General features: G+C 30.2%; 12 protein-coding genes. All 12 read right to left on the bottom strand.

Going from position 1 to position 14,785, the window contains the following annotated elements; all coding sequences use genetic code 11:
* Positions 1–27: 27 nt before the first annotated feature.
* The 12 genes from fusA to rpmG all read right to left on the bottom strand — a co-directional run bounded on the left by fusA (position 28) and on the right by rpmG (position 14,704).
* Positions 28–2,094: an elongation factor G gene (gene fusA, locus J8J04_RS01485; protein WP_212331311.1), complete on the bottom strand. Its 2,067-nt coding sequence runs from the start codon at positions 2,092–2,094 to the stop codon at positions 28–30.
* Positions 2,095–2,120: 26 nt separating this feature from the next.
* Positions 2,121–2,591, bottom strand: a complete 471-nt coding sequence (gene rpsG / locus J8J04_RS01480) for a 30S ribosomal protein S7 (RefSeq protein ID WP_212331310.1) — start codon at positions 2,589–2,591, stop codon at positions 2,121–2,123.
* Positions 2,592–2,652: 61 nt separating this feature from the next.
* The gene (gene rpsL, locus J8J04_RS01475; protein WP_212331301.1) at positions 2,653–3,072 is read right to left on the bottom strand and encodes a 30S ribosomal protein S12; all 420 of its coding nucleotides are present in this window, start codon (positions 3,070–3,072) and stop codon (positions 2,653–2,655) included.
* 43 nt (positions 3,073–3,115) lie between these two features.
* Positions 3,116–7,195 carry a DNA-directed RNA polymerase subunit beta' gene (rpoC, locus tag J8J04_RS01470; RefSeq protein ID WP_212331299.1) on the bottom strand — a complete coding sequence of 1,360 codons (4,080 nt, stop codon included), beginning with the start codon at positions 7,193–7,195 and terminating at the stop codon, positions 3,116–3,118.
* A 2-nt stretch (positions 7,196–7,197) separates the two neighbouring features.
* Positions 7,198–11,016 (bottom strand): DNA-directed RNA polymerase subunit beta, encoded by a 3,819-nt coding sequence (locus tag J8J04_RS01465; protein ID WP_212331297.1) that lies wholly within the window; start codon positions 11,014–11,016, stop codon positions 7,198–7,200.
* A gap of 151 nt (positions 11,017–11,167) precedes the next feature.
* The gene (gene rplL, locus J8J04_RS01460) at positions 11,168–11,542 is read right to left on the bottom strand and encodes a 50S ribosomal protein L7/L12 (RefSeq protein WP_212331282.1); all 375 of its coding nucleotides are present in this window, start codon (positions 11,540–11,542) and stop codon (positions 11,168–11,170) included.
* Positions 11,543–11,583: 41 nt separating this feature from the next.
* Positions 11,584–12,084 carry a 50S ribosomal protein L10 gene (rplJ, locus tag J8J04_RS01455; RefSeq protein WP_212331279.1) on the bottom strand — a complete coding sequence of 167 codons (501 nt, stop codon included), beginning with the start codon at positions 12,082–12,084 and terminating at the stop codon, positions 11,584–11,586.
* A gap of 44 nt (positions 12,085–12,128) precedes the next feature.
* Positions 12,129–12,824, bottom strand: coding sequence for a 50S ribosomal protein L1 (rplA, locus tag J8J04_RS01450; RefSeq protein ID WP_212331276.1), 696 nt, complete (start codon positions 12,822–12,824; stop codon positions 12,129–12,131).
* Between the two features lie 58 nt (positions 12,825–12,882).
* Positions 12,883–13,308, bottom strand: a complete 426-nt coding sequence (rplK, locus tag J8J04_RS01445) for a 50S ribosomal protein L11 (protein WP_212331273.1) — start codon at positions 13,306–13,308, stop codon at positions 12,883–12,885.
* A 189-nt stretch (positions 13,309–13,497) separates the two neighbouring features.
* Positions 13,498–14,109: a transcription termination/antitermination protein NusG gene (gene nusG, locus J8J04_RS01440; protein ID WP_212331269.1), complete on the bottom strand. Its 612-nt coding sequence runs from the start codon at positions 14,107–14,109 to the stop codon at positions 13,498–13,500.
* Between the two features lie 21 nt (positions 14,110–14,130).
* A complete protein-coding gene (gene secE, locus J8J04_RS01435) occupies positions 14,131–14,541 on the bottom strand; it encodes a preprotein translocase subunit SecE (RefSeq protein ID WP_212331254.1) in 411 nt (136 codons plus the stop codon).
* Positions 14,542–14,557: 16 nt separating this feature from the next.
* Positions 14,558–14,704, bottom strand: coding sequence for a 50S ribosomal protein L33 (rpmG, locus tag J8J04_RS01430; RefSeq protein ID WP_212331252.1), 147 nt, complete (start codon positions 14,702–14,704; stop codon positions 14,558–14,560).
* Between the last annotated feature and the right edge of the window lie 81 nt (positions 14,705–14,785).

The raw sequence follows: 14,785 nt of genomic DNA, 5'->3' as shown, positions 1-14,785 counted from the left end.
AAAAATATTATTAAAGATGAAACTAAATTAAGTACGTTTTTTAATAATATCTTCAGTAATGCTTTTAGGTGCTTTTTCATATTTTGAAAATTGCATTATAAAAGTAGCTCTTCCTTGGGTGTTGGAACGTAAAATAGTAGCATAACCAAACATCTCAGCAAGTGGGACAAAAGCTCTAATAACAGCTGTATTAGCGCGTGATTCTTGATTTTCCAAACGACCTCTTCGTGAAGTTAAATCACCAATAACACTACCAACATAATCATTAGGAGTAACTACTTCAACATCCATAATTGGTTCTAAGATAACTGGATTGCCTTGGTTTTTTGATTCTTTCAAGGCCATAGAAGCAGCAATTTTAAAAGCCATTTCAGAAGAATCAACATCATGGTAAGATCCATCAAATAAAGTAGCTTTAATATCAATAATTTGATAACCAGCTAAAATACCAACTGCTAGAGCTTCGTGAATTCCTTTTTGAACAGCTGGCACATATTCACGAGGAACAACACCACCAACAATCTTATTCACAAATTCAAAACCTTTACCAGGGTTAGGTTCAAAACGAATCCAAACATGACCGTATTGACCACGACCACCCGATTGACGAATAAATTTACCTTCAGTTTCAGTTGTTTGAGTAATAGTTTCGCGATAAGCCACTTGAGGAGTTGTTACATTAGCTTGTACTTTAAATTCTCTTTTAAGGCGATCCATAATGATATCTAAATGCAATTCACCCATTCCTGCAATAATAGTTTGTCCTGTTTCGTGATTGCAAAAAACTTTGAAAGTAGGATCTTCTTCAGCTAATTTAGATAAGGCAATCCCCATTTTATCTTGATCGGCTTTGGTTTTAGGTTCTACTGCAATTTCAATTACTGGTTCAGGGAAATTCATTGATTCTAAAACAATAGTCTCTCCTTCTGCTGCCAGGGTGTCTCCCGTAGTAGTTCCTTTTAGACCAACAACTGCTAAAATATCTCCAGTATGTGCTTCTTTAACTTCTTCACGAGAATTAGCGTGCATTTGTAGCAAACGTCCAAAACGTTCTTTGATCCCTTTCACTGTGTTAACAACATAAGAGCCAGATTTAACTGTTCCTGAGTAAATACGGAAGAAAGTTAATTTTCCCACATAAGGATCAGTCATGACTTTAAAAGCTAAAGCAGTAAAAGGTTGTTCGTCTAAACTCAAACGAACAATTTCTTTGTTGTCAGAATCAAAACCAACAACAGAAGAAACATCACAAGGAGCTGGCAAAAAATCAACAATGGCATCCAACATTTTCACAACCCCTTTGTTTTTAAAAGAGGAGCCACATAAAACCGGGAAAAAAGCAGCTTGTAAAGTAGCTTTACGAAGGGATTTTTTTAATATTTCAGAAGTTATAGGTTTTTCTTCTAAGTAAAGTATCATTAATTCTTCATCTACATTAGATAAAGCTTCAATTAATTCATTTCTTTTAGTTTCAACTATGGTCTTTAAATTTAAAGGGATGTCAATTATTTTTCCATTTTCTTCGGGTGAATTATCATATTCAAAAGCAATTAATTCAATTAAATCAATAATGCCATTAAAATCATTTTCTGCACCAATAGGCCATTGAATAGGATAAGCTTTTACTCCTAATCTTTGCTTAAGAGTTTCAATTGCATAAGTAAAATTAGCACCAATTTTGTCCATTTTATTAATAAAAATAATCCTTGGTACTTTATATTCACTAGCTTGACGCCAAACAGTTTCAGTTTGTGGTTCCACTCCTGCTTGAGCATCAATCACTGTAACAGCTCCATCTAAAACCCTTAAAGAACGTGAAACTTCAACTGTAAAATCAACATGGCCAGGAGTGTCAATAATATTAATACGATATTCTTTCCAAAAAGCTGTTGTTGCAGCTGAGGTAATAGTAATACCTCTTTCTTGTTCTTGTTCCATCCAATCCATTTGAGAAGCACCATCATGGGTTTCTCCGATTTTATGAATTTTTCCAGTGTGAAATAAAATTCTTTCTGTAGTAGTAGTTTTACCTGCATCAATATGAGCAATGATACCAATATTACGAGTTTTTTTTAATAAAAACTGACGTGCCATTTTTTATTCTCCTATAATGTCAAAAATCACCAACGATAATGTGCAAAAGCTTTATTAGCTTCAGCCATACGATGCGTTTCTTCTCTTTTTTTAACTGATATACCATTCCCTAAAGAAGCATCTATGATTTCTTTAGCAAGTCTTTCTTCCATGGTTTTTTCATTACGTTCCTTAGTGTAGCGAATAAGCCATCTTAATCCTAAAGATTGACGTCTTTCAGGACGAACTTCAGAAGGAACTTGATAATTTTGACCACCAACACGACGAGTACGAACTTCTAATATAGGCATAATATTGTTAAGCGCTTCGTGGAAAACTTCAATTGGATCTCTTTGAGTAATTGTTTTTATTATTTTTAAAGCTTGATAAAAAATATTTTGCGCTGTTCTTTTTTTGCCATCTTCCATAATAGCATTAATAGTTTTAGTAACTAACTTAGAATTATAAACAGGATCAGGGTGAACATCGCGCTTTTTAATATGGCCTTTACGAGACAAAACAATTCACCTACTTTCTTAAATTTTGATAATATTTTATTTAATATAATGATTTTTAAATTTATTTCTTAATTTTAGGTTTTTTAGAGCCGTATTTAGAACGTCCTTGTTGACGGTTAGCAACACCTGCAGCATCTAAAGTACCACGAACAATGTGATAACGGACACCAGGAAGATCTTTAACTCTTCCACCACGTACTAAAACTGAACTGTGTTCTTGCAAAGAATGACCTATTCCTGGGATATAAGCGGTTACTTCAGCACCATTGCTTAAACGAACTCTTGCGAATTTACGCAAAGCAGAGTTTGGTTTTTTGGGAGTCATTGTAGTAACACGAATACAAACTCCCATTTTTTGAGGAGAATTATAATTTTGAATTTTCTTGTGTAAAACATTAAAACCATAGCTTAAAGCTGGTGATTTCGTTTTAGCAGTTTTGCTAATTCTTCTTTTTTTAATTAATTGAGAGACTGTAGGCATAAGTAATTTTCCTTTCTTTTTGTGGTTTTTATTTTTTTTAGATTTAATTTTCATCTTTAGGAAGTATTTTTTTAGGATATTCAAAATCCGTAGTTTCTAAAATACCTGTACCCGCAGGAATTAAACCACCAATGATAACATTTTCTTTTAAACCATATAAATGGTCTACTTTCCCTTTAATAGCAGCATCAATTAAAATCTTAGTAGTTTCTTGGAAAGAAGCAGCGGAAAGCAAAGAATCACTTCTTAAAGAGGAACGAGTAATTCCTAAAATAATTGGTCTTGCTAAAGCTAATCGTTTTTGTTCTTTTAACATTTCTAAATTAGCTTTCTTAAAACTGTTAATGGAAATTTCTGTACCAGGTAAAAGTTGTGTATCACCTTCATCAAGAATTAAAACTTGTTTAAACATTTGATGAATAATGATTTCAATATGTTTATCACTAATAAACACATTTTGAGCGCGATAAACTTTTTGAACTTCTTCTAAAATATATTTTTGAGTTTCTATAGTGCCTGCTACTCTCAAAAGTTCTTTTAAATCAACTGAGCCAGAGGTTAATTTTTGACCCGGATAAACATCGTTGTTTTTACTTACTAAAATATCTACATTAGCATCTAAAGCATAAAGTTGTTCGTTTTGTACATCGTTTTCTGGGACAATCACAATTTCTGGATGTTGTGAACGCGGATGGTTGATTTTTTTAATCTTACCTTTAAATTCACTAATTAAAGCTTTTCCTTTAGGTTTTCTTACTTCAAAAAGTTCTTCAATTCTAGGAAGTCCTTGAGTGATGTCAGATGCTGAGGCAACCCCTCCGGTATGAAAGGTTCTCATAGTTAATTGAGTTCCTGGTTCACCAATAGATTGAGCAGCAATAACTCCAACAGCTTCGCCAATTTCAACTAATTTATTAGTAGCTAAGTTAATCCCATAATCTTTAGCGCAAATACCATATTCACAATTACAAGTTAAAGTACTTCTAATAGGAACTTTTTTAATTTTAGCATCAATAATGACTTGAGATTTTAATTCAGTAATTAATTCATTACGTAAAACAATAGTTTCATGAGTTTTTGGATGATGAATATCACGACTAGCAAAACGACCTATAATACGAGTTTTTAAAGACACGATTTCTTTGCCATCGCTCATCATAGGTTCTACCATAAAGCTACGATCGCTACCGCAATCTTCTTTAATCACTACAATATCTTGAGTAACATCAACTAAACGACGAGTTAAATAACCTGATTCAGCAGTTTTTAAAGCAGTATCAGTGGAACCTTTACGAGCTCCATGAGTAGAAATGAAAAACTCAGATACTTTAAGTCCTTCTCTAAAAGAGGCTTTAACTGGGACTTCAATAATTTCCCCTTTAGGGTTATTCATCAATCCCCTCATTCCAGCTAATTGAGTAAAATTAGAAACACTACCACGAGCACCACTTTCGCTCATCATAAAAATATGATTGTCCTGTTGAAACTCTTTCATTAAACCTTCTTGAATCTGATCACGAATAACTTTCCATTCATTAATAACTAAGCGACGACGTTCAATATCTGTTAAAAATCCTTGATGATACCAATTTTCAATTTGAATATTACGTTTTTCTACGATTTCTAATAATTTTTCTTTTTCAGAATAAGTATTAATATCAGCAAACGAAACAGTAATCCCTGCAATAGTAGAATATTTAAAACCTAAATTCTTAATATGATCTAACATTTTAGAAGTTTCTGTAATTTTCATTTGTTTAAAAAAACAAGCAATAATCATTGATAAAAACTTTTTGTTAAAAGGTTTGGGAGCGGGTAGTTTTTTTAAAAATTGTTGTGGATTGATTCCTGGATTTAAAAAATATTTATCAGGTGTTTTAACATATAAATTGAATTGAGTGGGTTCGTTAATATAAGGGAAATTAACAGGCAAAATATCATTAAAAATTAATTTTCCTAAAGTCGTCATTAAATATTTTTTCTTTTGTTCCTCAGTGAAAGTTAAATTAATAGATTGAGGTTTGATAAAAACTCGAGTATGTAAATCTATTTCTTTGTTTTGATAAGCTATTTTAGCTTCATTAATGTCGACAAAGAATTTCCCTTCATTACGATGTTTTTCCTGGTGTTCTAAATTGCGTTGTGAAGCATTATAACCTTGCAAAATACGATCTTGTTTTTCTTCAATAGTCAAATAATAATTCCCTAACACCATATCTTGAGAAGGAGTAACAACTGGACTACCGTTTTTAGGATCTAAAATATTATTAGAAACTAACATCAATAAACGAGCTTCAGCTTGAGCTTCTAAAGAAAGAGGGACATAAATAGCCATTTGATCGCCATCAAAATCAGCGTTAAAAGCAGGGGTTACTAAAGGATGCAAACGAATAGCTTTACCGTCAATTAATTTAGGATCAAAAGCTTGAATCCCTAAACGGTGAAGAGTGGGAGCGCGATTAAGAAGCACTGGATGTTCCTTCACCACTTCTTCTAAAGCGTTCCAAACTTCTTCATTCATTTTTTCATAAATTGAATTGGCGTTTTTTTTATCAATCCCTTTGGTTTCTTGTAATTTTTTAAGAATAAAAGGTTTAAATAAAATAATTGCCATTTCACGAGGAACGCCACATTGATGCATTTTAAGATCAGGTCCTACAATAATAACTGAACGTCCAGAATAATCAACTCTTTTTCCTAAAAGATTTTGACGAAAACGTCCTTGCTTTCCGCGTAACATTTCTGATAAAGATTTAAGAGGGCGATTTTTTTCCACATTATTAATATTTTTTTTAAGATTTTTATCACTATCAAACAAACAATCAACTGCTTCTTGCAACATTCTTTTTTCATTTTTAATAATTAATCGAGGTGCTTTTTGCATCATTTGTTTTTTTAAACGATTATTACGGTTAAGAATACGACGATATAAATCATTAACTTCGGTAGTAGCAAAACGTCCTCCATCTAAAGGAACCATCGGTCGTAAACCAGGTGGTAAAACAGAGATAACATCCATCACCATCCATTCTGGTTTATTGTCTGATTGATAGAAGGATTCGATAATTTCTAATCTTTTGATCACATTCTCTCTTTTTTGTTTAGAAACTTCTGACAATGTTTTTCGAAGAATTTTAATCGTTTTTGCTAAATCAAGGTTTTCTAATAATTTTCTAACCGCCTCAGCACCTGTTAAAACAACAAAACTATTAGAACCCCAAAGGTGTAAAGCTTCCGTATATTGAGTTTCAGTAATAATTTCTTTTTCTTTAAAAGGAGTTTTCCCAGGATCAATAACTACATAAGAAACATAATAAACTATTTTTTCTAACTCTTTGGCTTTGATGTTTAAAAGAATAGCTAAGCGACTAGGAGATGAATTCAAATACCAAGTATGAACAATTGGAGCTTGTAATTCGATGTGTCCCATTCTTTCACGTCGCACTTTTGTTTCTGTAAACTCAACACCACATTTGTTACAAAATTGACTTTTATTACTAACTTGTTTTTTAGAACAAGCACATTGAAAATCAACTACTGGTCCGAAAATTTTTTGACAAAACAATCCTCCAGTTTCAGGTTTGTAACTGCGATAGTTAATGGTTTCATAACTTGTAATTTCACCATAAGACCATTGACGAATTTCATCAGGAGAAGCTAAGCGAATTTTAAAATAATCATAATCGCGACTTCCATATTCCTTATCAGATGAAAGTAAAGGGGCTTTAGGAATAATTTTTTCATCAACAACAGGAGGGATGTGATTATACAAAACAAATAAATCGTGAAGCTGTTTTAAAGAAACCGGGTAGTTTTCAAAAGATTTAGTCAATATTGCAGCAGGTGTGTGCAAAAGTTGCTCAAAATCTTTAATTTGTAAAAAAGCAAATTGTTCCATCATATTTTTACTTAAATTAAGATTTTTTAAATCACGAGGTAAGGCAAATTGTTTTAAAATAGGCAAAATTTCCAAAAAAGTTTCTTGCAACAAAACTCTTAATTCTTCCAAAGAAAAAGTATTAAAATCTTCCAAAGTGTTAATTCCTGAAAGTTTTAATTTTTCTAAAATCAGAGGAGTAAGTTTTAGGGTGTTTAATGGTCTAAATAATTGATTATCACTCATCTTTAATTATAACCTTCCTTTTTATAATCAATTAAGGATTTATTAATTTCGTTTTCTTTGGTGTCAGTCTTAATTAATTCAACATATAACCCTAAAGATTGTAACTCTTTAATAAAAACTCTAAAGCTTTCAGGAATGCTTGGTTTTGGTAAAGACGTTCCTTTCACAATGGCACTATAAGTTTTATTTCTACCGATAATATCATCACTTTTAACAGTTAAAATTTCTTGTAAAGTGTGAGCAGCACCATAAGCATAAAGAGCCCATACTTCCATTTCACCAAATCTTTGGCCTCCGTTTTGGACTTTACCACCCATAGGCTGCTGAGTAACCAACGTGTAAGGACCTACATTGCGGGCATGTAATTTATCATCAACCATGTGTGATAATTTAATCATATACATTACTCCGACAGAAATACGACTATCATAAGGTTCACCAGTTCGGCCATCGTATAAAACCATTTTACCATCAAGTTCTAAATTGGCTTCTTGCATGATTTCTTTAAGATCATTATCGTTGACGCCATCAAAAACAGGAGTAGCCACTTTTATTCCTAATTTTTTAGCAGCCATTCCTAAATGAATTTCTAAAATTTGACCAATATTCATTCTACTAGGAACACCTAAAGGATTTAACATAATATCAATAGGAGTACCATCAGCCATAAAAGGGAGGTCTTCTTTTGGCAAAATACGCGAAATTACTCCTTTATTACCATGGCGACCAGCCATTTTATCACCTTCATTGATTTTACGTTTTTTAGCAATAAAGACACGAATGCTTTCATTAACTCCGAAAGGTAAAATGTCACCATTTTTTCTAGAAAAATAATGGATACTTTGAACAATTCCACCTTCTCCATAAGGGACTCTTAAAGAAGAATCTTTGTATTCACGAGCTTTTTCACCAATTACTATTTGAATTAATTTTTCATAAGATGAAGGTTCAACATTGCCTTGAGGAGTTATTTTTCCCACTAAAATATCGCCTTCTTTAACTTCAGATCCGGGAATAATAATTCCTCTTTCATCTAGGTTTTTAATGGCATCGACACCAACATTAGGAACTTCTCGTGTGATTTCTTCTTGGCCACTACCTTTTTTTAATTCCCTAATTTGAACTTCATATTTATCAATATGAATAGAAGTATAAACATCATTTTTGACTAACTCTTCTGACATAATAATGGCGTCTTCATAATTATAACCTTCCCAAGTCATAAAAGCAACCGTTACATTTCTACCAAGCGCTAATTCTCCTTGAGAAGTGGAGGGACCATCGACTAAAATATCGCCTTTTTGGATATATTCTCCTAAAACCACAATTGGTTTTTGCAAAATCAAAGTGTCTTGATTAGATTTGAAAAAATTAATTAAAACGTACTCAACTTGATAATCTTTAATTTGATGTTCATATAATTCTTTTGCCACTTCGTAAGTGAAATCTTGTTGCATATCGAAAATAATTTTGTTATTAAGTAAAACATTTTGATTAGGTTTTTTCGTGATAACAATTTTTTGAGCATCCACGTAAGTTACAAAACCAGATTCTTTAGCAATAATCAGGGAACCTGAATCTTTAGCAGCTCGATATTCAATTCCCGTTCCTACAATAGGAGATTCAGGAATCAATAAAGTAACCGCTTGACGTTGCATATTTGCACCCATCAAAGCGCGCGAAGCATCATTGTGCTCTAAAAAAGGAATAGATGATGTTGCCACAGAAACGATTTGTTTAGAAGAAACATCAGCATAAGTAATTTGTTCTCTTTCATAAATCCCTGTTTCTCCGTTTTTCCGAGCAATCACCTTTTGATCTTTAAAAGTATTATCTGAATTAATAGCAAACCCAGCTGAAGCTATAATTTCTTCTTTTTCTTGATCTGCTGTTAAATAATCTATTTGATCCGAAATTTGAGTTTTGCTGTTTTCATTAAAAACCCTAAAAAAGGGAGTTTGAATAAAACCGTACTTATCAACTTTAGTATATGTTGAAAGAGAAGTGATCAACCCAATAGAAGGACCTTCCGGGGTTTCAATAGGACACAATCTGCCATAATGAGAATTATGAACGTCTCTAACCTCAATACCAGCTCGATCACGGTTAATCCCGCCTACTCCCAAAGCTGAAACCCTTCTTTTTTGCGTAAGTTCTGCTAAGGGGTTAATTTGATCCATAAATTGAGATAATCGTGAGCTTGCAAAAAAAGATTTAATGATACTTGTTAAAAAAGTAAAGTTAACTAGATCTCCTGGAACAACCTCACTAAATTTACTAACAGAAATCATATCTTTAATATTTTTTTCTGCTCTAGTTAAACCAATTCGAAATTGATTTTTTAACAATTCTCCGATCAATCTTAAACGACGATTCCCTAAATGATCAATATCATCAACATTACCAATGTTTTCATAAAGATTTAAATAATAACTAATACTTGCTATTATATCAGATAAGGTAATGTGTTTTTTAGTTTCTCTTTGATCATTTCCTATTATTTTAACTTTATGGGTTAATTTATTGTTTTCATCTTTAGAAGTGTAAACTTCTAAAATTTCATTAAACACTCCCTTACGCTCATTTTCTTTTTGATAAACATCTTTAGCGCCTAAAAAGAATTTAATAACTTTTTCATCAAGTGCTTGAATATTTTTTCTTAAATCATTAATCACTTCATTAGTTATTAAGATTCCTTGAGTGAATAAAATTTCACCTGTACGAATATTTACAATATTTTTTTTAAGATATAATTGTTCTTTTTTAGGATCTTTTTTATAAGATAAAATTTCTTCATCTGTTTCATTTTCTAAATTATGTTTAAGGTCAAACAGTTCTTGAAGTAAAAAATGACGATGTTTTTTTAAAATTTCAAGTTTTTCTTTTGTTAAAAGTTCATTTTTAGGTAAAATAATTTTTTTTGTGTTAGGGTCAATAAAATCATAAACTAAATAAGTATTTTCCACTCTTGTTAAAACATCTAATTTTTTATTAAACTTATATCGACCAACTATAGCAAGATCATATTTTTTTTGATCAAAAAATCTTGTTCTAATAAATTCTCTTGCTGTGTCTACAGGAACTTTCTCACCTTGACGAATTTTAGAATATAATTCCACTAAAGCGTTGTCTGTATCCATATTGGTTTCTTTTTCAAAAAAAGAATTAAGGATTAGGTTTTGACCAAAAACATTTTCTATCATTTCTTTATTGTCGAAACCTAAGGCATAAATGAAACTAGATAGGGAGATTTTTTTAGAACGATCAAGTTTAACATATAAAATTTCTTTTGATCCTTCTTCATATTCGATCCAGGCTCCACGAGAAGGGATGACTTGTCCAGAATATAAATTTCTATTAAGTTTAACATCAAAACTACTAGAAAAATAAACACTAGCAGAGCGTACAATTTGCGAAACCACTACTCTTTCAGTGCCATTAATTATAAAAGTACCAGTATCAGTCATTAAAGGTAAATCTGTTAACAAAATATTACTTTGCTTAGTTTCTCCAGTTAACACATTTTCTAAAGTAGCTTTAACGAACAATTGAATAACATAACTAATATCTTTATTTTTGGATTCTTCAATACTATATTTAGGTCCTGTAAAATAATAATCACCAAAATGAATTTTTAAATCACCATTATAACTTTCAATAGGACAAAAATCCTCTAATAACTCTTTAATACCTTGCTTCAAAAACCAATCAAAAGATTGGTTTTGAATTTCAATTAAATTGGGTAAATCAACATCATAAATTATTTTGGAATAATTACGACGTTCCGCTTTTTTACCATATTTGATGTTATTATAACCCATCTTATTCTCCTATAAATTATTTCATATTAGTAGTTTTTGCAAAATCTCTATTTTTAAATTAAATTTTGTCTTTTTATATTAAAACAAATAGATTGCAAGACTAAAAAACCTGAGATAACTCAGGTTTTTATATCACTTGTAAGAGAATAATTTATTGAATCTCAATAACAGCGCCAGCTTTTTCTAATTGAGCTTTAATATCTTCAGCTAATGATTTAGAAATATTTTCTTTTACTTTTTGATCAGGAACTTTGATAAATTTATCAGCATCAAGTAAACCCAAACCTGTTATTTCGCGAATCACTTTAATCACAGCAATTCGATTTTTACCAAAATTTTTCATAATAACTGTAAATTCTGTTTTTTCTTCCACTTCAGTTGCATTTGCGGCTCCATTTGAAGCTACCACTAAAGTATTTGGATCAACTCCGAATTCTTCTTTTAACCCATCTAACAAATCTTTGATTTCTAACAAAGACATTTCTTTTAAAGCTGTTATAAAACTTTCTTTAGTTAATTTAGCCATTTTAATCTCCTTTTTGATAATTTTCATAATTATAAAATTTATTAATTTTTTATTTCTTGTTTTTCTAATAACATTTTTAAACTAATTGCTAATTGTTGTAAAGGGGCCATCATGCTAACAACTAAAAGTGCTAAAATTTGTTCTTTAGACGGCAAAGTAGCTAAACTATTGATTTCTTGTAAAGAAACAAGTTTCTTTTCCACCATGCCAGCAATAATCTTAATAGTCTTATTTTTTTTTGCAAAATTATAAATAATTTTAATGGGTTCTAAAAAATCTTGCTGACTAATAATCAAGGCTTTAAGTCCTTTTAAAAAAACAATTAAATCATTATATTGAGCGTTAACAGCCGCTCTTTCCATAATGTTTTTAGGATAAACCTTAACTTCACAATTAATTTTTTTTAATTGACGACGAAGTTGCATAAAAGCACTTACCGGCAAACTAGTATATTCAAAAACAATAACTGTTTTAGCTTGAATAAATTTTTCTTGCAAAAAAGAAACTTTTTCTATTTTTTTGGTTAACTTAGGTTTTATCATTAATCTATCCTTTCTTTAAATCTTCAACAAAAAAAACTTGATTTTTATTGTAATGTAATTGTCATAGGATCAATTTTAATTCCTGGAGACATAGTAGTCGACAAGGAGATGTTTTTAATATATTTACCTTTAACTGTACGTGGTTTAACTGCCAACAATTGTGAATATAATGTTTTTAAATTTTCTAATAATTGATGTTCTTCAAAAGAAACTTTACCAATAATTGCATGAATATTACCATTTTTATCAAGTCGATACTCAATTTTACCTTTTTTAATTTCTTGAACAGCTAACCCAACATTATCAGTAACAGTTCCTACTTTCGGATTAGGCATTAGTCCTTTTGGTCCTAAAATACGTCCTAATTTACTTAATTGAGACATCATTGCAGGAGTAGCTATTAAAACATCAAAGTCTAACCAATTTTTAGCAATTTTATTAAGTAAATCTTGATCACCAACATAATCAGCTGCGGCTTCTTGAGCGTCTTTAGCTTGTTTTCCTTGAGCAAGAACTGCTACTTTTAATACCTTACCTGTTCCATGTGGTAAATTAAGAGCACCTCTTAAATTTTGATCTGCTTTTTTAGGATCTAAATTCAAATTAAAAACACATTCCACTGTGGAATCAAATTTAGTAAATTGAGTTTGTTGAGCTAATTTAATCACTTCTTGAAGAGGATATGTTTTTTTAACATTAATTTTCTGACTTGCTGCTAAATATTTTTTACTACGTTTCATCTAAGTAATTCCTTTCTCAAAACAAATCAATATTTTTGTTTTTAAATTTTTTCATAACTTAATCTTCGATTAAAATCCCCATATTGCGTGCAGTTCCTTCAATTATTTTACATGCTTTTTCAATAGAATAGGCATTTAAATCTGGCAATTTCAAATTTGCAACCTCTTCAATATTAGCACGTGTAACAGTTGCTACTTTATTTTGTTTAGCGTTAGAAGAACCAGAGTCGATTTTAGCAATTTTTTTTAAAAGATCACTAGCTGGTGGAGTTTTAGTTACGAAAGTAAAACTTCTATCTTCATAAACAGAAATTACTACAGGAATAATAAAACCCACTTTTTCCTTGGTTGCTTCATTAAATTGAGAGCAAAAAACTGGAATATTAACTTGAGCTTGCCCTAAAGCAGGACCCACTGGAGGCGCTGGATTAGCTTTTCCTGCAGAAATTTGCAATTTCACCGTTTTAACAACATTTTTAGCCATAAAAAACCTTTCTTTGTGACATGAAAACCATTTATTTATTTTATTCAAAAAAATAAAAATACATAACTTTTTTTTCTTTTTAATTATTAACATTTATTAGTTAAAAAAATCTATGACAAAAAATTAGACAACTTATTTTAACATAAATTTTAAAGATTTAGTAAAAAATGTTTATATTTTAATAAAAAACTAAGATATTTCCTTAAAATCATTAAAGGATATTTCTACTGGTGTAGACCTACCAAATAAATCAACTTCTACTATCATTTTTTCTCGACTATCGTCGATAATAGATACTTGACCAATTTGTCCGGTGAAAGAACCAGAAATAATTTCTACTTTTTTACCAATTAAATTTTCATAATTAGGTTTATTAATGATTCCCATTTTTAACAAAACAGGATTAATTTCTTGTTCTGATAAGGGAACTGGTTTGGTTCCTATACCACTAGAACCTAAAAAACCAGTTATTCTAGGTGTATTTTTTACTATAAACCAAGAACGATCTGTGATGATCATTTGAATAAAAACATATCCAGGATATATTTTTCTTTCTCTAGGAATTTTTTTGCCATCAACACGAGTTTCGTAATAAATTTCTTTAGGAGATAATATATTGGGGATTAAATCACTGATACCAATACTTTCAACTCTTCTAAGTAGCTCTTCTTTAACAACATTTTCATAACCTGCATAAGTTTGAGCGATATACCATTTAGGTTGATATAATTCTTGCTGTATTTCTTTTTGATCATTGTTTTTGGAATCAATTTTTTTAATAATTTGTTTTTCTTTTTTCATATATTTTTTCTATTTATTTTTTTATTTCTTAAAAAATTCATGAGAAAGTTTAATGATAACTCCAAAATAATAAATACAAAGAATTAAAAAAAATGTAAAACAGATCACTTGTAAAGTATTAACCGCAATTTTTTTAAAAGAAGGGAAGGTAATGTTTTTAATTTGTGCCAAAGCGCTTTTTACAAAAGGAAAAGAAGCAATACAAAAAATCAAAATAAAAAAAATAACTAAAGGAATTTTTCCTGGTTGAAGACTATCATAAGCATTTCCAAAAAATCTCTTACCTTCCTCCGGTTGTTTCCATAATTCTCCACAACTTCCCAAAGATAAAATAGATATTATAAATAATAAAATATTAATAAAACTATATTCTCTTTTAATAACACCCAATAGCTGATTTGGTTTAATTTCATTAACTGTTTTAATTGCCATAAACTGAAAAACTCCTTTACTTAGTTTCTTTATGCAAAGTATGTTGGTTACAATAAGAGCAATATTTTTTCAAAACTAAGCGTCGTTGGTTGTTGTTGGTTTTAGATTTAATATGATAATTACGATTCAAACATAAAACACAAACAAAAATATTTTTTTTCAAAAAATAACTCCTTTGATAACAGAAAGTTTAAAAAAATATTAATTTAATTTTTTAAAAGATCTTTTTTTATTATATCACAAA

This window comes from 'Fragaria x ananassa' phyllody phytoplasma, assembly GCF_018274325.1.
Classification (GTDB): Bacteria; Bacillota_I; Bacilli_A; order Acholeplasmatales; family Acholeplasmataceae; genus Phytoplasma.
Note: the sequence above shows the minus strand (reverse complement) of the source record. Positions and strands in the feature narration are given on the sequence as shown.